Raw genomic sequence first — 17,294 nt, forward strand, 5'->3', positions numbered from 1 at the left:
CGGCGGCGGTCAAGACACCGCCGGAACTGCCTTCCCCATGACAGCGGGTTTCCCGGTCGAGGCGTGCCTACTCTGCGGCGGGCAAGGGGGTTAGCGGCGGCGGGCAGGAGCATCCCGCAGGAAACTCCGCAACAGCGCTAGATTGACCGGGTCCATCGGCCGGCCCTGCTCATCCTCTTTGGGCGTTTCCAGAATCATGGGATGCTCGGCGAAGCGTGGGTCTTGCACCAGCAGGCGGAACGCTTCCGCGCCGATTTGCCCCTGGCCAATCGCTGCGTGGCGATCCACCCGGCTGCCCAGCGGTTTGACACTATCGTTGAGGTGGAAGACCTTGAGCCGGGGCAAACCCAGCACGTGGTCGAATTCGGCCAGGGTATGCTTCAACGCCGCGGCGGTACGTAAGTCGTAACCGGCAGCGAAGGCATGGCAGGTGTCCAGGCAAAAGGCCACGCGTTCCGGCTCGTGCAGCCGCTCCCGAATCTCCCGCAGATGCTCGAAGCGGTAGCCCAAGCTGCTCCCCTGTCCGGCGGTGTTCTCCAGCAGCAGTTGCAGGCGGAAGCCCCGGCAGCGCTCCAAAACCAGGTTCAGCCCCTCGGCGACGCGAGCAACTCCGAAGGCTTCCCCGCGGCCGGTGTGCGCACCAGGATGGAGCACCAGATAGTCCAGCCCCAACGCTTCCGCCCGCTCCATCTCCACGATCAGCGCCTCGACCGATTTGCGAAACAATTCCTCCTCCGCCGACGCCAGGTTGATCAAATACGAGTCATGCGCGGTCGGATAGCGCAGCCCGGATTGCTCCAACGCGTGCCGAAACTGGGCAATCTCCGCCGGTGTCAACGGCTTGGCACGCCATTGGTTCGAGCTTTTGGTAAACAGTTGCACCGTCTGGCATCCTAGGGCCGCCGCCGCCTCGATCGCCTTGTGGACTCCCCCCGCTATCGACAGATGCGCTCCGAGATACGGCATGCGTTGCACTCCCTGGTCCGGCAGTCTCGCCTTGTTCTTCTGCAGCCGATGGTGTACCCAGGAATCTGCCCCACCCTGATCAGTTTAGAAATCGCTCTCTATCGCCAAGGGTTTCAAAAGGCTCCCGTCGTTCCCACGGCTGCGCGGTTTGCGGCAGGATAGTCCTCGATTCCTGGGCCGAATTGTCGCAGGAGCAACACTCTTACCGCACGTTCACGTTGGAAAAATGGATGCCGGGACGTTTTTTTCTTGCAATCCATATTTTCAAGTGTCTAATGGGGGTTGGTGTGTCAAGGAGAGCGTGTTAGGGAGAGCCTGTCCATTTCCTCAAACTTTCAGCATGGGAGGTGATCATGCGGCGGTTTTTGCAACGGTGCCTGCTGTGTGCGGCGGCGGCGGGGTTGGGCAGCTTATTCCTCTTGGGAACCACCCCTGCTCAGGAGACGAAACAAGAGGCGAAAAAGGGGGCCGCGGCACCTCAAGTCAAAGGGGAGGATGTCAAACTCCGCGGACAACTGCCCCCCAATTGGGGAAAGATCGGCCTGAGCGAGGAACAAAAGCAGAAAATCTATCAGATTCAAAACAAGTACAATGCCGAGATCGCCCGCCTGGAAGCCCAGGTCAAGGAACTGCGGGCTAAGCGCGATCAGGAGATGCGCAGCGTCCTGACGGAGGAGCAGAAGAAGCGGCTCGAGGAAATCCTGCTCAAAAAGATCAAGTGAGCAGAATGCAGGCCGGTGCCGGGGCATTCGCCCATTCTGCGCGACTGTCCGGTCCTTCCCACGGCGTTGCTCCTTCCGGAGTGACGCCTCATTTTTTGGGCGATCCCGGAAGTCACCCCGCGTTTTTTTGGCCGATCCGGCAAAATCCGTCGAGACCGGCAGTCTGGATGTTTCTCTGGTCCTCTGGCCAAGCTCCAGGAGGAAAGTCCTGGTGCGAAAAGGCCGATGGAATCCGACACAGATATCGGATGCTGGGAAAGCGGCAGCAGGAGCCATCCTGCCCGTCGGGAGCGGGGCGAGCGGACGGAGCGGTTTTCCCGCTGCCGGTTCGGGGGAGGGCAGAGAGGGAATTGAGCTTGTTTCCCGGCGACGGAGCGGCTAAGGTAGGCAATCTTCTCCGCTTAGGGGAAATTGGGAAATCTCAGGGTCCGAGCACACGGAAGGCGAGGGTGGCCGTGGCAGTGACGCTGCAAGAGGTAGCCGAGTGGATCGGTGGAGAAATGCATGGGGACGGGGCGCTGCTAATAGCGGGGGCGCGCCCGTTGCAGGAAGCCGAGCCAGGAGACATCACCTTCCTGGAACATGAAAAGCACCTGACCGCTTGGGCCAAATGCCGGGCCAGTGCGGCGATCGTTCCTCTCTCGGTTGCGGTCAATGGACGGCCCGTCATCCGGGTAGCAGACCCCTTGGCGGCGTTCATCACCGTGGTCCAACGCTTGCGTCCAGAACGGACCGATCCCCTTCCGCCCCACATCCATCCGACGGCGTGGATCGATCCAAGTGCCGTTTTAGGTCCGGAAGCGCGCATCGGGCCGTTTGTGGTTATCGGGGCGGGGACCGTGATCGGGGCACGCTGCACCTTGCACGCGGGTGCCGTTCTGGGCCGAAACTGCCGCCTGGGCGATGATGTGACGCTCTATCCCCAGGCCGTGCTCTACGACGGCACCATCGTAGGGAACCGAGTCACCATCCATGCGCACGCTGTCATCGGGGCGGATGGCTTCGGCTATCGCACCCAGCAAGGGAAGCACGTCAAGGTGCCGCAATTGGGGTGGGTGGAGATTGAGGACGACGTGGAGATTGGGGCCGGGAGCACCATCGATCGGGGGACGTTCGGCGCCACGCGGATCGGCCAGGGGACCAAGATCGACAACTTGGTGATGATCGGGCACAACTGCCGGATCGGGCGGCACAATTTGCTGTGCAGCCAGGTGGGGATTGCGGGATCGTGCACGACGGGGGATTACGTGGTCATGGCGGGGCAGGTGGGCGTCGCCGACCACTTGACCATTGGGGATCATGTGGTCATCGGGGCCAAGAGCGGGGTGCCGCGGGATGTGCCTTCGGGCAGCCAGGTGCTTGGTTCGCCGGCGCTGCCGCGGCAGGAGACGGCCCGGATCGTGGCGAGTCTGGAAAAGCTGCCGGAGCTGCGCAAGGACGTAGCCCGGATCAAAAAGGCATTGGGATGGGAGGACTGAGCGGGGATGGGGGGGCTACGCCTCGGCCTGCGGCTGGGTATGCGGCCAGCGCCGCCGCTCTCCGAGCCAGCGGATCGGCCGCTGGGATTGATCGCGTGTGCCGGGCGCTTGCCGGTCGTTTGCGCGCAAAAAGCGCGGCAGCAGGGGCGGGCCGTGGTCTGCATCGCCGCCGCCGGCATGGCCGATCCCGCCTTGCGGCACATCTGCACGGAGTTCCACTGGCTCCGACGCTCTTCCCTGGGCTTCATCCTGCGGACGTTCCGCCGGGCTGGAGTGCGCCACTGGACTATGGCCGGCAAGTTCCACAAACATCTCTTGTTCCACCCCTGGCGCTGGCTGTATTTTCTCCCAGACTGGCGGTTCGTCCGCTTCTATTTCTTCCGCCGGCGGGCGGCCAACAACGACGATGCCCTGCTCTTGGGACTGATTGCAGAGCTGCGCGCGGCGGGCTTGGAATGTGTTTCCCCCTTGGATTGGTGCCCGGAGTTGCTCGTGCGTGAAGGTGTTCTGACTCGCCGCCGGCCAACGGCGGGGGAACTGAAGGATGTGGCCTACGGCTGGCATCTGGCCCGGGAGATGGGCCGGCTGGACGTGGGACAAAGCGTCATGGTCCGCGAACGGGCGGTGCTGGCCGTCGAAGCGATCGAGGGAACGGACAAAGCCATCGAACGGGCCGGGGAACTCTGCGGGCGGCGCGGCTTCGTCGTGGTCAAACTGGCCAAGCCCCAGCAGGATCGCCGCTTCGATGTGCCCACTGTCGGCCCGCAAACGGTGCAAACCATGGTCCGGGCCGGCGCCCGCGTCCTGGCTATCGAAGCCGGCCAAACCATCCTCCTCGACGAAGAGGACACGATCCGCCTGGCGGACCATCACGGCCTGACCATCCTCGCTTTGCGCCAGCCGCCGGATGTGGAAAGCTTGCCCAGCGAGGTCGGCGCCGATTTCGACGCGGCCCTCTGAAGCCAGGGGCAACCTGGGTTCTCGTTTCTCCGTCAAGCCCGCGCTCTTGGGCCGCTTCCTTTGGCTGTTCCTGCGTCCCTTGCTTCCCCTGGCGTCAGGCCGTTGGCACTGGGCCTTTCCCCGCCGACCGGAACGCCTGGGCGGAGTTCAAAGCGCCCGTGGGCCAAGGTTTGTTTTCCTCCGGGGGAGGAGGCGGTATAAATGGAGTAGCAGGTTGCGGTTTGGGACGCGAAGGGGATTGTGTCTTTCCAGCGCGGGGTGGTGCCGGGGGTCATGGGGGAATTGTCGCTGTTATTACCGCAGTCGTTGCCGCCGCAAGCCCAGGCGGTCCTGTCCCATGCCGCCTTTGCGGTGTCCTACGATCTCTCCTTGATCCCCATACCGTTGCCGAGCCGGGCTGTCCTCCAGGATGGCTGCCTCAAGCTCCAGCACAATTTCCAGGAAAGCGGTCATGTGCTGGTGCCCTGGAAGGTGTCCGCCGCGGACTGCCGGGTGCTGGAGTCGGCCTCCTTGTGCAGCCGCCTCCATCCTTATCGCCTCTTGCTGGAACTGGCCCGCGGGGAGTTGCACCAACTGCGGCAGTACGTCGAGGATTGGACGGCGATCGGCGTGCAGCTTCCGGATAGTTTTTCTGGTTCTTTGCGGAATACCACACGTCTGTTCGTTTCCGCCCTGGGTGCGGAGGAGCAGCAGCAAGATCAGCTTAGCGCCGCCGTCCTGGAGCAGTGCAGCCACCTGAGTGATGCGTTGGTCCGCGAGTTCACCCAGCAGATGCTGGAAACTCGACTGCAAAAAGCAGGGCAGCTCAGCACCCGCCTGGCGGCCCAGAGCGCGGAGCCGTGGGGAGCGACCCTGGCCGACTATCAGCGCAGTTGCAATGCGGCCCATGTGGCGATCCGCTGGCGGCAGGTGGAACCCGCCGAGGGGCGGTGGCGTTGGGAAATATGGGATGAGGCGCTCCACGAAGCTCTGGCGGCGGGCATGCCCATCACCGCCGGGCCGCTCATCGACCTGTCCCTTGAGGCTTTGCCCGAATGGCTCCTGGTCCACCGGGACGATTGGCCGACGCTGGCCGCCTTGATGTGTGACTACGTGGAATCCGCCATCCAGCGTTACCGCTCTTCCATCCGCCGCTGGGTCATCCTTGCCGGCTTCAATCTGTCGGATCCGCTGGGCTTGGATGAAGATCAGCGGCTCCGCTTGGCCCACCGCTTGCTCCGTGCTGCTCAGCAAGTGGACCCCGACCTGGAAATCAGCATCCGTCTCGCTCAGCCGTGGGGGGATTACCTGAGCATGCACCCCTCGGCCATCGCGCCGCTGGTGTTCGCCGATGATTTACTTCGCGGGGGAGCGCAACTCGCCACTTTGGACCTGGAAATTCGCTTCGGCCCTCTGCCCCGCGCCAGTTGGCCGCGCGATCTACTCGACACCTTCCGCCTCTTCGACCTCTACGGCATTTTGGGCATCCCCTTGTCCGTCACCTTGGCCGTGCCGGCAGCCCTGCCCTCCGACATGCCGTCTGAGACCCCCTCCGTTCATCTCTGTTCTTGGATCGGCTCCGAATGGGGACCGTCCCAACAGGCCGAGTGGGGAGCTGCCTTGACAGCCCTGGCCCTATCCCTGCCGACAGTTCAAGCCGTGACCTGGGAAAGCTGGCAGGGATCCCCTAGCTCTACCTTTCCCCCTCTGGGACTGCTCGATGCCCACGGCCAGCCTCAGCCCCTCTGGCAGCATTGGTGCCAACTCCGCCGCCGCTACCTCCAATAGGACGGACAACCCGGCCCAAACTGCAAGGGGCAAGTTATAGCGAGGTCGCTGCCTTTTGGTTGCTCCCCCTCCAGTCCGGCTGCACCGTGAAAGGGCGCCACCTGAAGATTTCCCCCGCTGATCGGTGAGGTTCTGACGGAGAGGAGGTTAAGACGGCGATTGGGAACAAGACGAAAACGTGAATCCTTGGGGAACGGCGTAAACTGATGTGGCGTCCAAGCGTATAGAATAGTAGGCTCGCAGGCAATCACCGGTTCTGCTACCGAGCAGTCTTGCGGACTCGTGGATTCCGATGGCATGAAGTGAGGGCAGACCCGCTTTTATGATCCGACCGGGCGATTCAACCGTGGGCGAGGGTTACGCGACCTTACCCTCTGTTGGGGGGTACCGCTTGTTGCGTCTCCTCGACCGGGGCGGAATGAGCGAGGTCTATTTGAGCTACGATGAGACCTGTCAGTGTCATGTCGCCGTCAAGCTCTTGGCGGAGCACTTGGCTCATGCCCCGCAGTATGTGGCCCGTTTTTACCGGGAAGCGCGCCTGGCACGTCTCCTGTCGCATCCCCACCTGGTGCGCGGGCTGAACGCCGGTCATGATCCCCAGGTCCGCCGCCATTATCTGGTCCTGGAATATGTCGCCGGGCCGACCGCCTTCGCTCTCCTTCAGCGGGAACAGCGGCTGCCGCCCGGAATCGTCGTGCAGATCGGTATCGACATTGCCCAGGCGCTGGCCTATCTTCACGAGCGGCAATACATCCACCGGGATGTGAAACCGGACAACATCCTTCTGCATCCGCAGCAGGGAGCCAAACTTGCGGACCTCGGCGTCGCGCGTCGGCTCCACGAGGACACGGACCAAACCGGCCTTCACGAAGCCGTCGGCACCTCCCATTACATGTCCTACGAGCAGGGCCTGCACGCCGATTGGGTCGATGGCCGCAGCGATCTGCACGCCCTCGGTGCCACCCTCTATCACCTGCTGACCGGAGAGGTTCCCTTTGCCGGCAAAACGCATGAGGAAATCATGCAGGTCAAGCGGCAGGACGCCTTCCGGCCCCTGCGGCAAGTCTGGCCCCAAGCCCCGCGCGCCCTGGCGGAGATCATCGAATCGACCCTCTGGAGCGATCCCCGGCGCCGACCCGCCTCGGCCCGCGAGCTAGCCCAAGCCCTCCAAGCGACCGGGTTGGCCCAACCCATTGCAGCGACTCTGGCGTGGGACCTCGACGCTCCAGCAAGTGCGGATCAACCTACCCGCGCTGACCATCCTGTCACCCCTTGAAGCGGTCCTGCTTCCGTTCCCCGACGAGGAAAAATCGTCCCCCAGCCGTCACCCCCCGAAGCGGTCCTGCTTCCGCTCCCCGACAAAGAAAAAACCGCTCCCCCCTTCTCCTTGCCCAGATTTTGCGCATAATCATCGCTGATCACACCAACGGTTGGTGTGGCCCGCAACCCCTGACGTGTGAGGTGATGCCATGCGCAAACTGATGGCTTGGACCGGAGGGAGCGCCGTTCTCTTGAGCGCGACCCTCATGATCCTGCTGGCTCAGGAACGCAAAGAGCCGGAAATTATCGTCCCCTATGTGCCGACCCATCCCAAAGTGGTCGAGGCTATGCTCAAGCTGGCCGAAGTCAAGCCCGGCGATACCGTCTTTGATCTGGGATGTGGCGATGGCCGCATCGTGATCGCCGCCGTCAAGGACTTCAAGGCCAAGCGCGGCTTGGGGATCGACTTCAACCCCGAACGCCTCAAGGATTGCAAAAAGAGCATGCAGGAAGCCAAGCTGACCCCGGAGCAGGAAAAAGCCATCACCTTCAAGCAAGGGGACGTCCTCAAACTGACTCCGGAGGATTTCAAGGATGTCGATGTCGTGACGCTTTACCTGCTTCCGGAGGTGAATCTGCGCTTGCGTCCTGTGCTGCAAAAGGGCCTCAAGCCCGGCGCCCGGATCGTCTCGCACGACTTCGACATGGGCGATTGGAAGCCGGATAAGACCCAGGAAGTCGTCGCCGATCGCACCCACACGATCTATCTCTGGGTGATCAAGGAGAATAAGTAGGGTGTGAGGTCCGGTTGCGCCGATTGGCCCAACATGGGGTAATCAAAGAGAGCACGTCAACGGCTCGGCCCGGTGCGGCGGCTTGGCTCGGTGCGGCGGGTTCGCCCCACTGCCCGCCAGGGCCACTCTGCCAACCGAAGCCGGCAGGTACGGCACTCCCCCTCCTGCGAGCGGCCTGATCCTTTCCCCGGAAGGGTCAGGCCGTCCTCTTCCCGCCTGCTCTGTTCGATTCTACAAGCCGATTCGGAGACTGGGGTTTCCTGTCGGCGCGATTCGCAACATCCGGCCGGGAGGCAACGCCTCCTGCCTCCATTTCCTGGGCTTCCCCCCAACCAGTGCCCCAAGGAGCGGGCGGTTCCCCTCATCGGCTCCGATCTGCCGCCGGAGGGCTGGTGCCGCCTTATCTTCCCACCCCTGCTGTCATGCTGGCGAGACGGTGCCGTCCTCAGCCAAGCCTTGCCTTCAGGCCGCGGCTGGAGTCAGCTCTTTTTCGCCGAGGGTTCGTCCAGGATTGCTTGGATCGTGGCCTGCAAGTCGGTCAGGTGGGCGAGCGTCAGGGGGTCTTTGACTTTGGCCTTGGCTGCGGCCAGGTCCTTGAGGAGCTGCTGTAAGGCGAGCCGTGCCACGGCCCGCAGTTCATTGACCCGCACCGGAGGAGGTCTTTGCCGACTCCGCGGGAACGGCGAGGTTTCGGATTCGTCTTCGGGCAATTGTTCCACCCGGCGGATCCGGTCGATTAGGATCTGCACATAGGTGCGTTGCAACTGGCGGCGGACAGGGTCGATTTTCGGCTCGGGACTCTGCAACTCTCGGAAGAGGCCTTTCTGCAAGTCCTGAAGCAGTTCGGCCGGTGTATAAGCCTTGTCACCGAGGAGCAGTTCGGCATCGAAGAGGCGGGTCATGCGCTCTTGGGAGAGCAGAGCGCGGAGCAGATCGCGCTGGTGGACCATGATCGTGTTGGCGGCGCCGGAGAACTTGATCTGATTGAGGATGCGCGGGTCGAGCAGGCGCTGGGGCGTGGTGAAGGCGTGCTCCAGGAGGAACTGGACAGCTTGTTTTTGCCGTTCCTTGCTGACGCGTGTAAACGTTTCCCCGCCGCGGCCGGCCAGAATGCGGTTTTCGATCACGCCGCCCACCTGCTTGGCCACGGCCAGGAACCACCGCTGCCGATGCGAGAGGATTTCGTTGTAAGCCTCGGCCAGGAGGGAGTAATCCTCGCCTTTTTCCGTCGTCGCCTCGATCAGGTGGTTCAGCACTCGATCGAGATTTTTCAGCCCCAAAGCAGTCGCTTCGATGGGGTCGTTGCCGATGTTTTCCGTAAGGACGGTCGGATCGACCACCGCGATGTCATCTTCGCCGCCGAAGCGTAGCCAGGGATTGTCGATCTGGCGGGCGGCCCATTCATCGAGGGTGGGCTTTTCGTCTTCAGGAGTTTTGGCGCCGGGGATCGGTTTGTAACCCCACTCGATGGCGAAGTAGTCATACGGTCCGATGACGGGGATGAGATGCTGGACTTTGTCCTCCGGTTGGGCGACGTAGTTGTAACGGCCATAGGACATGATCGAGGCGACGCTGCCGTATTTCTTGCAGAACTCCGGATCGCGGAGTTGTTTGATGCTGTAGGCTTGGCTGGCGCGGTGATTGTGGCGCAGGCCGAGGGTGTGGCCGACCTCATGAGCGCAGATGTAGCGGAGCAGTTCGCCGGTCAGTTCGTCGGGCAAGGGGAGCTTGCGGGCGCGGGGGTCCTGGGCGGAGCATTGCACGAAGTACCACATTTGCGCCAGTTTGACGACATCGTGCCAGAAGATGATGTGCGCGGAGATGATCTCGCCGGAGCGGGGATCGTGGACGTGGGGCCCCATCGCATTTTTGACCGGTTCGGCCACCCAGCGGATGACGCTGTAACGGGCATCCTCCGGATCGAAGTACGGGTCCTCCGCGCGGGAAGGGGCCTCGCGGCAGATGATGGCGTTTTTGAAACCAGCTTTTTCAAAGGCCGGTTGCCAATCCTCCACCCCTTTTTTCAGATAGGGGCGCCATTTTTCCGGCACTTCCGGCGCGAGATAGAACACGATCGGCTTGACCGGTTCGCTCACGGGGGCATTGGGGTCTTTTTTCTCCAAGCGGAAACGGGTGATGTATTCGCGTTTGACGGTCCATTGCCGCGGATGGGAGTAGTCCGTGAACTCTTCCGTGAAGTAGCCGACGCGGGGGTCGAAGAGCCGGCCCATCATCGGGGTTTCCGGCAAAATGACCAGGCTCTGGTGAACCAGGGCCGTGGTGGTGCGGGGACCTGCGAAGATCCCTCCGCCCGGTCCGCCGGTGACGCCGCGGAAAGTGACCATCGAGCGGAACTCGATGTTGGTGGGGAAGGCTTTGATTTCTGTGAGGTAGGAGCGGCTGGTGTCGATGGTGGCGTTGCTGCCGCCGGAGGCCGGGGTGATCGAAAGTTCGGGGAAGCCCTGGACCATCGCTTCCGAGACGTTGATCACCGCGGAGCGGTCTTTGCCTTCCGCTTCGATGGGGAAGGAGGCGATGATGGTGTCGGTTCCCGCGGCTTCAACGGCCCGCTGGATGGCGCTATCGCCGCGGGAGCGTTTGGCAAAGCCGAGCCGCCACAGGTAAATCCGGTTGCCGCGGCGCTCGAACTTGATGACGGCTTCCCCGATGGCTGCCCCGCCCCAACTGTTCCCGCCCGGTCCGCGGGCCACCTCGGCGTACCACAAAAACAGCCGTCCGAGTGCTTCCTGAGGAATCTCGAAGTAAACTTTGTCCTCGTGCCGATGGACGGCGAAGACGCCCGGCTGCGTCTGGAACTCCTTGGTGATGACGTCGTCATATTTCTTCAGCTCACCGGCTTTGGCAGCGGGGCCGGTCTTGCCGGGCGTTTTGGGAAAATCCCCTTTCTTGCTGGGTATCTGAGACAAGGCGGGGACGCTCAGGAGCAACACACCCGCCGCTATCGCCGTCCACGAAATCATCCGGGCGCGCATGGCAGAACCTCGCAATGTGGGAATGTGGGAATGATGTTTACGATATTTGTAGTTAATTTAGCGATTCGGAAAGCTGCGGGGCGTACAGAAACTGGCGAAATCGGCGGGGAAGGCGATACGATCCCTACAGGTTGCAGAACGAGCAGGGTAGGAGGGGAAAGCGGAGCGGTCAATTCTGGCGAAAGGCTCAGCCGATATTTACCGTGGGCTGGTGCCGTGGACGGGGGTGGATGCCCGACCCCCCAGCATGGTCCGGCTGGTAGAAGGAATGAATCACCATGATCTTCCCCGAAGTGGCAGCGGGTTGGCTGTGGTGGGTTTCCGCAGCGAATCTGGTTTTGGGCGCGTGTGGGGGCGAGGCACCGGGGGATGGGGGGCATCTCGTTCCCGCGTCACTTGCCGCGCCTGTCAGCAGCGGAATCCGCGAGGAGAAGGAGCGGCTGCCCTTGTGGTTGCCGGAGCGCTTGCGCTACAAGGAGGCCCGCCTGGCTCTGCCGGGCCGTCCCGCTCCGGTGCCGAGCGGCTCGTATCTGTGGCAACCGAGTTACGAGCTGGATTTCCGCTTGCGCGGCCCCACGCGTCCGTATGTTCCCCAGCCCGGTGACATTGTGCTGTCCACCGATGGCTCGCTCTTCTGGCTGACCATGCACAACCTGGCGGGCACCAGCCACCCGACCCATTCGATGATCGTCTTCGCCTTTCCCGATGGCCGTCCGGGAATCCTGGAGGCCGGACCCCATGACACGTTGAAAGTCCGCACCCTGGAAGCCTTGCCCCATCTCTGGAGCTATGAGAAGGAAGGGCGGGTGTGGGTCCGGCAACGGACGAAGCCGCTGACCCCGGAGCAGTCCGCCCGCTTGACCCAATTCGCCCTGGCTGTGGATGGCCGGGATTTCGCCCTGATCCGCCTGGGAGGCCAATTGACGCCCCTGCGCAGCCGCGGACCCTTGCGGACCTACTGGATGGGCAAGCCCCAGGGACTGGCCAAGAAGGATTACTTCTGTAGCGAGCTGGTCGTGGAAGCCTGTGTCTATGCCGGACTCATCGATCCGGAGATAGCTCGGCCAGCGGCGACCTATCCGCGGGATCTGTTCCTGGATCGCTCCATCAACCTGTATTTGAATCGGCATTTCAAATTGGCCCCAGATTGGGCACCGCCGGCGCGTTGGACAAGTTGGACGCCCCAGGAATATCAGCCGCTCCACGAATCCGCCCGGCAGCCGGGAACACCTCAACCTGCTCCCTCCGCCGGTTCCGTCCCCGCTGCGGCGGCCCTAACGCCTCGTCCATCGCCATCTCAGGACCATTCGCCGACACTGCCAGCCGCTCCGGCTTCCCTTCCCGCCCCTCCCACAGCCATCCCGCGTCAGCGGCCCTGATTTTAGGCGATCGCTCATGAGGACGAGGTCGTGTTTTTCCAACGCACGGGCTTTGGGTTTCCAGGGAGAAAAGTGTTTCCAAGGCACGGTCTCCGGGTTTCTGGGGGAGAAAGCATTGGTGGGGGTGCCTAAGGGGAAGGGGGTTGCGTGCGATCTGGGGAGGGAATGGGAAGCTGGCGGCGGAAAGCGTCAGTCGCTGTCCAGGGCGCGGAGGATGAGGTCGCGCACCGCTGTCATGGGGACGGAGGCGCCGGGGCAGGGTCCGTGGCCGATGAGCAAAGGGCGATCCTGGGGATCACTCGCCGGTAAGCCGTGGCTGCCGCGGACGATAGAGGCCTCGAGGGGGATGACATCGAATTTGACACGGAAGCCGAGTTTTTTGGCCAAGAGTTTGCGGGCGGCGGTTAGTTTGGGCCAGCGCAGTTTCGGGTCGAAGAACAGCTCGCAGGGATCGAAGCCGGGCTTATGGTGGATGGCCACACAGCGGGCGTAATCGGGAGCCAGGGAATCGTCAAACCAGAAGGGATAGGCGAACCAGGCGCGGGGTTGAGCCAGCAGGATGATCTCGCCGCTGCGGGGGTGGTCCAGGTGGAGGTCGGCGCGCTCGTGCCGGCAGAGGACCCTGGCGACGCCGGAGAGGGACGCGAGGAGATCCCGGACGCGCGGCACGTCTTCGGGTTCACGGACATAGACGTGGGCCAGTTGATGATCCACCACGGCGAAAGCCCGCGAAGCATACAGATCGAGCTGTTCGCCGAACGGGCCAGGGCGGACTTCCAACAGTCCGGCGCTACGCAGGACGCGGTTCGGATAGATCGGCTGTTGGACATCGACGTGTCCATATTCGCTCACGACCCAGACCTGAGCGCCGAGCTGGCGGGCGGCCTCCAGCAGCGGGGCGCAGGCTTGATCCAGTTCGCGGACGCAGCGTTCCAGGTCGCATCCGGCAGGGCCAAAGCGCTGGGGGTCATAGTCGAGATGGGGAAGGTACACGAGCGTGAGGGTGGGGCGGTAATGCTGGAGGACCGCCGCTGCTGCTAAAGCGATCCACTGGGTGCTTTGCAGTCCGGCGAGCGGACCCCAGAACTGGGCGAAGGGGAAGGGGCCGAGTTGGCGTTCCAGCTCTTCGGGCAGTCCCTTGGGCGTGCCGGTGATGCCGAAGACTTTGTCGCCGTCGATGCCGTAGTGGGGTTTGGGTGTCACCGAGATGTCAACGGCTGCTCCTTGATTGAACCACCAGAATAGCTTGGCGGCGGTGAAGGGCCGGCCCCGCTGCTGGGCCTGGCGCCGGGCGGCCACATAGAGTGGTTCCGCCTGGATGAGGCGGTTGCACTGCTGCCAGAAGCGGACCTCGTGGGTGTCTCGGTAGAGCCAGCCATTGGCCACCACGCCGTGGACCTGAGGCAGAGTGCCGGTGAGCAAGGTGGCTTGGGCGGTGCAGGTCACCGCGGGGAGCACTTCCGGCATGTGGGCGGTCCAGCCGCTGCGGGCCAACTCTTGCAAGCGCGGTGCGTGGGGCAGCAGGCGGGGCGTCATCCCCACGGCGTTGATCAACACCACAGGAGGCATAGAACATCACCCTGTTTTTCGAGGCTGTTCAGGTTGGTGCATGCCGCCGACGGTATATTCTCGGCGCGGGCCAGGTGGCGGTTACTGGTACTTCGCAGGGAGGTTCTGGCACTTTGGGGGGTCTCACAACGGGGGCAGGGCATTCGGCGCTTGGAACGTCTCCGCTGGTTCCGCTTTGGGAACGACCACGATTCCGCCTTCGGTCACCGTGAAACCGCGGCGGCGGTCAAACTCCAGGTCGTAGCCGATGACGGTGTAAGGGGGCAGTTTGACATCTTTGTCGATGATGGCCCGGCGGACGCGGCAATAGCGTCCGACATCGACGCCGTCCAAGAGGATGGAATCCTCCACGATGGCGTAGCTATTGATGCGGACGCGCGGGGAGAGGATGCTGTGCCGCACGTGGCCGCCCGAGACGATACAGCCGGCGCAAACCATGCTGTCCAGGGCTTCTCCGCGGCGGGCCTGGCCGGCGGGACCCTCGCCGCTGAAGACAAATTTCGGCGGGGGAAGCTGCGGCTGATAAGTCCGGATCGGCCAGGACATATCGTACAGGTTCAGGACCGGATCGACGGCGATGAGGTCCATGTTGGCCTGATAGTAGGCATCGAGAGTGCCGACATCGCGCCAGTAGGGGACGGCCTTGCGGTTTTCATCACGGAAGCGATAGGCGAAGACGCGCTGGCCCGCCTCGATCATGGCGGGGATGACATCACGCCCAAAGTCATGCTGGCTTCCCGGCCGGGCAGCGTCTTCACAAAGCAGCTCGAACATCAGCCGGGTGTTGAAGACATAAATGCCCATCGAAGCGAGGGCATGGTGGGGATCGCCGGGCATGGGCGGAGCTTGCGGCGGCTTCTCGATGAAGGACACCACCCGGTCATTCTCCCCGACTTCCATGATGCCAAAGTGGCGCACCTCGCTCAGCGGAACCGGGATGCAACCGATGGTGACATCCGCTTTGCGCTGGATGTGGGCTTCGATCATGTGCCCGTAATTCATCTTGTAGATGTGGTCCCCGGCCAGAATCAGGGTGTAATCGGCCTCTTCGCGTTCGATGGAGTAGATGTTCTGATAGACGGCGTCGGCGGTGCCTTTGTACCAGGTTTCATCGATGCGTTGCTGCGGCGGGAGAACCTCAATGAATTCGCCCAGCTCGCGGCTCAGGAAGCCCCAACCTGACCGGATATGCCGGTCCAGACTGCGAGACTTGAACTGAGTGACGACGAGGATCTGGCGCAAGCCGCTGTTGATGCAGTTGGAGAGGGTAAAGTCGATGATGCGATACAGGCCGCCGAAGGGCACGGCAGGTTTGGCCCGGTCGCGGGTGAGCGGTTCCAGGCGCGTGCCCTTACCGCCCGCCAGGATGACAGTCAAAACTCCACGCATAGGCCTCCTCGGACTCGCAGCGCACGGATATGGACTCACCGGTGGGCAGACAGGGTCGGACGAGAACTCCCGCTGAGATCCTCTGCCGCTACCTTCATCCTCTGCAAGTCGTTATATAGTCCTTGCAGGTGGGTTTGCATGCGTTGCCGGGTGTAATGGGAAGCCCGCTGCCGCATGGCTTCCCCCTGGGCCGCGAGCAGGAGGGGGTCGTCGATCAGGCGGCGGACCCGCGCGGCCAGCTCGGCGGTCTTCCCTTCCGCGGCCAGGCCAACGGCCAAATCGCCGCCCAGCATCTCGGCCAGCTCCGGCGTCTGCCATCCCGTGACCACAGCCCCCTGAGCCATCGCAGCGGCTGCCACGGCCGGGGAACGATGCGGCGAGGTGATCAGGACCGCTTTCCCTGCACTGGGCCAGCCCCCGACTTGTTCGACGGGCAGAACATGGACCCGCAAGTCATCGAAGGCGAGTTGCCGGGCGAAAGCGGCCAGGCGGTGGCATTGCGCTTCAGAAGCGGCCACGACCAGCAGGTGCAGATGCGGACGGTTGTACCGCAGAATGTCGTGGATGACGATGGCCTGTCGTGCACCGGCATCGTCGTCGCTGGTGCAGAAATGCAGGAGCAATTGGGCAGAGGGAGGCAGGCGAAGCGGGGAAGCCTCCGGGGCCAAGCAGGGCGGGAAGGGTTCCGCCACCGGAGCAATCCAGCTCAGGCGGTCCGAAAGGACCCCCAGCCGCAGGTAGGGACCCGCCGCCGCACGGGCGGGCAGGAGCACACAATCCGCCCGGCGCACAGCCCGCGCCAAAAGCCAAGCCCGTAGGCCAAGCCCGACTGGCAGCGCCTCGAGAGCGACCACCGCGAAGCTCTTGCGCTGGCCGGAAGCGCGCGCCGCCAGAGCCAGTCCTACCGCCTCCGCGCCCTGGCAGAGCACGAGCGGTACATCCCGCTGCTGCAACCACCGGCCCAGTTGGCGCAGTCCGCGCCAATCCCAGAAGCCCCGCACCCGTCGCCGCACCACTTCCCCCCCCGCCTGTTGCACCCACACTTGCGCGAGGGTTTCTCCCACGCCGCATAGCACCACCGCCACGTCATGACCCAGCGCCTGCCAGGCCCGAAGAATCTGCCCCGTACCCCAGAACCAATCGCTGACCGTCCACTGCGATGTCAGCACTGCGACCACAGGCCGGACGCCGGACTGGCCTATTCCGTGGCTGCTCGGATGATCTGGCATCGTCTCAACCTCCTGGCTCAATCCTGCGCGGTGATGGCGGCCTTTCCTGCTGCATCCGACGCGGTGATGCTGGCTTTTCAACTCGCCGGGGCAACGTATCCACCTTTCTCCGTCGCTTCGTCCAACGCCGCGATGTAAGGCAGATGGCGGTACTCATCGTCATGATCCAGACCATAACCGACCACAAAGCGGTTGGGAATGGTGAAGGCGACGAAATCCGGCTCAAAGGGCACTTCCTGCCGTCCCAATTTGCGCAGCAGGACCCCGACTTTCACGGACTCCGCCCCACGGTCCAAAAGGTGTGCGACGACCCGCGTCAAGGTTTTTCCTGTATCCAAAATGTCGTCCAACAGGAGAACGTGGCGGGCGGTCAAATCCGGCAGGGATTCATCCCGGATTTCCAGCTTCCCTGGCCGTGTGGCACTGCCCCGATAGCTCGACGCCGTCAGGAAACCCACGCGCAAAGGCAAGCGGATGCGTCGGATCAGGTCCGCCACGAACATGAGCGACCCGTTGAGTATGCCCACCACGGTGACAGGGGTGTCCCGGTAGCAGCGGGTGATCTCCTCGGCTAGTTCATCGAGCCGTGCTGCGATAGCTTCGGCAGGAATCAGAATTTCCATGCCGGACTCTCCTGGGCTGGGGGGCCGCCTCAGAGGCCGCCATATGGGAGGAGCGCCGGAAAAAATACCTCGTCACCGGAGCACAGGCGCGGCGTGTTTGCCATCCTGACATTCGGTATGTTCGCCGCCTGGTATTAGTGAGCTGTTGTATGACCGCGCGAAGGG

At 63.2% G+C, this 17,294-nt stretch carries 13 protein-coding genes; 7 read left to right on the plus strand and 6 right to left on the minus strand.

Annotation, left to right across the window (positions count from 1 at the left end):
* Positions 1–90: 90 nt before the first annotated feature.
* Entirely contained in the window at positions 91–966 is an 876-nt protein-coding gene (locus H0921_RS05795) for a deoxyribonuclease IV (RefSeq protein ID WP_194537073.1), read from the minus strand.
* A gap of 353 nt (positions 967–1,319) precedes the next feature.
* Here H0921_RS05795 and H0921_RS05800 point away from each other — a divergent pair, with 353 nt between their 5' ends.
* From H0921_RS05800 to H0921_RS05825, 6 genes are all read left to right on the plus strand, one after another.
* Positions 1,320–1,688, plus strand: coding sequence for a hypothetical protein (locus tag H0921_RS05800; RefSeq protein ID WP_194537074.1), 369 nt, complete (start codon positions 1,320–1,322; stop codon positions 1,686–1,688).
* Between the two features lie 455 nt (positions 1,689–2,143).
* Positions 2,144–3,166 carry a UDP-3-O-(3-hydroxymyristoyl)glucosamine N-acyltransferase gene (gene lpxD / locus H0921_RS05805; protein ID WP_315851852.1) on the plus strand — a complete coding sequence of 341 codons (1,023 nt, stop codon included), beginning with the start codon at positions 2,144–2,146 and terminating at the stop codon, positions 3,164–3,166.
* Positions 3,167–3,172: 6 nt separating this feature from the next.
* Complete coding sequence (locus tag H0921_RS05810; RefSeq protein ID WP_228499046.1) at positions 3,173–4,126, plus strand: LpxI family protein; 954 nt, start codon at positions 3,173–3,175, stop codon at positions 4,124–4,126.
* Between the two features lie 240 nt (positions 4,127–4,366).
* The gene (locus H0921_RS05815) at positions 4,367–5,893 is read left to right on the plus strand and encodes a hypothetical protein (protein ID WP_194537076.1); all 1,527 of its coding nucleotides are present in this window, start codon (positions 4,367–4,369) and stop codon (positions 5,891–5,893) included.
* Between the two features lie 322 nt (positions 5,894–6,215).
* A complete protein-coding gene (locus H0921_RS05820) occupies positions 6,216–7,169 on the plus strand; it encodes a serine/threonine-protein kinase (protein WP_194537077.1) in 954 nt (317 codons plus the stop codon).
* 193 nt (positions 7,170–7,362) lie between these two features.
* Positions 7,363–7,947, plus strand: a complete 585-nt coding sequence (locus tag H0921_RS05825) for a class I SAM-dependent methyltransferase (protein ID WP_194537078.1) — start codon at positions 7,363–7,365, stop codon at positions 7,945–7,947.
* Between the two features lie 479 nt (positions 7,948–8,426).
* On the opposite strand, the gene H0921_RS05830 is transcribed toward H0921_RS05825, so the two are convergent.
* Positions 8,427–10,940 (minus strand): zinc-dependent metalloprotease, encoded by a 2,514-nt coding sequence (locus H0921_RS05830; RefSeq protein WP_194537079.1) that lies wholly within the window; start codon positions 10,938–10,940, stop codon positions 8,427–8,429.
* Positions 10,941–11,218: 278 nt separating this feature from the next.
* On the opposite strand from H0921_RS05830, the gene H0921_RS05835 reads away from it, so the two are divergent.
* Positions 11,219–12,319, plus strand: a complete 1,101-nt coding sequence (locus tag H0921_RS05835) for a C40 family peptidase (RefSeq protein WP_194537080.1) — start codon at positions 11,219–11,221, stop codon at positions 12,317–12,319.
* A gap of 189 nt (positions 12,320–12,508) precedes the next feature.
* Here H0921_RS05835 and H0921_RS05840 read toward each other — a convergent pair whose 3' ends face one another.
* From H0921_RS05840 to hpt, 4 genes are all read right to left on the minus strand, one after another.
* Positions 12,509–13,888: an alkaline phosphatase family protein gene (locus H0921_RS05840; protein WP_194537081.1), complete on the minus strand. Its 1,380-nt coding sequence runs from the start codon at positions 13,886–13,888 to the stop codon at positions 12,509–12,511.
* Between the two features lie 123 nt (positions 13,889–14,011).
* On the minus strand, positions 14,012–15,277 hold the full coding sequence (glgC, locus tag H0921_RS05845) for a glucose-1-phosphate adenylyltransferase (RefSeq protein ID WP_194537082.1): 1,266 nt from the start codon (positions 15,275–15,277) through the stop codon (positions 14,012–14,014).
* Between the two features lie 35 nt (positions 15,278–15,312).
* Positions 15,313–16,506, minus strand: a complete 1,194-nt coding sequence (locus H0921_RS05850) for a glycosyltransferase (protein WP_194537083.1) — start codon at positions 16,504–16,506, stop codon at positions 15,313–15,315.
* A gap of 77 nt (positions 16,507–16,583) precedes the next feature.
* Entirely contained in the window at positions 16,584–17,129 is a 546-nt protein-coding gene (gene hpt, locus H0921_RS05855; protein WP_194537084.1) for a hypoxanthine phosphoribosyltransferase, read from the minus strand.
* Between the last annotated feature and the right edge of the window lie 165 nt (positions 17,130–17,294).

It is taken from the genome of Thermogemmata fonticola (assembly GCF_013694095.1).
GTDB classification, from domain to species: domain Bacteria; phylum Planctomycetota; class Planctomycetia; order Gemmatales; family Gemmataceae; genus Thermogemmata; species Thermogemmata fonticola.

What these genes read in the sequence shown, in the direction of transcription:
- H0921_RS05850 (WP_194537083.1), bottom strand. Translation starts at nt 16,506, where the DNA reads ATGCCAGATCATCCGAGCAGCCACGGAATAGGCCAGTCCGGCGTCCGG.
- H0921_RS05795 (WP_194537073.1), bottom strand. Translation starts at nt 966, where the DNA reads ATGCCGTATCTCGGAGCGCATCTGTCGATAGCGGGGGGAGTCCACAAG.
- H0921_RS05830 (WP_194537079.1), bottom strand. Translation starts at nt 10,940, where the DNA reads ATGCGCGCCCGGATGATTTCGTGGACGGCGATAGCGGCGGGTGTGTTG.
- H0921_RS05835 (WP_194537080.1), top strand. Translation starts at nt 11,219, where the DNA reads ATGATCTTCCCCGAAGTGGCAGCGGGTTGGCTGTGGTGGGTTTCCGCA.
- H0921_RS05840 (WP_194537081.1), bottom strand. Translation starts at nt 13,888, where the DNA reads ATGCCTCCTGTGGTGTTGATCAACGCCGTGGGGATGACGCCCCGCCTG.
- glgC (WP_194537082.1), bottom strand. Translation starts at nt 15,277, where the DNA reads ATGCGTGGAGTTTTGACTGTCATCCTGGCGGGCGGTAAGGGCACGCGC.
- H0921_RS05825 (WP_194537078.1), top strand. Translation starts at nt 7,363, where the DNA reads ATGCGCAAACTGATGGCTTGGACCGGAGGGAGCGCCGTTCTCTTGAGC.
- H0921_RS05800 (WP_194537074.1), top strand. Translation starts at nt 1,320, where the DNA reads ATGCGGCGGTTTTTGCAACGGTGCCTGCTGTGTGCGGCGGCGGCGGGG.
- H0921_RS05810 (WP_228499046.1), top strand. Translation starts at nt 3,173, where the DNA reads ATGGGGGGGCTACGCCTCGGCCTGCGGCTGGGTATGCGGCCAGCGCCG.
- H0921_RS05820 (WP_194537077.1), top strand. Translation starts at nt 6,216, where the DNA reads ATGATCCGACCGGGCGATTCAACCGTGGGCGAGGGTTACGCGACCTTA.
- hpt (WP_194537084.1), bottom strand. Translation starts at nt 17,129, where the DNA reads ATGGAAATTCTGATTCCTGCCGAAGCTATCGCAGCACGGCTCGATGAA.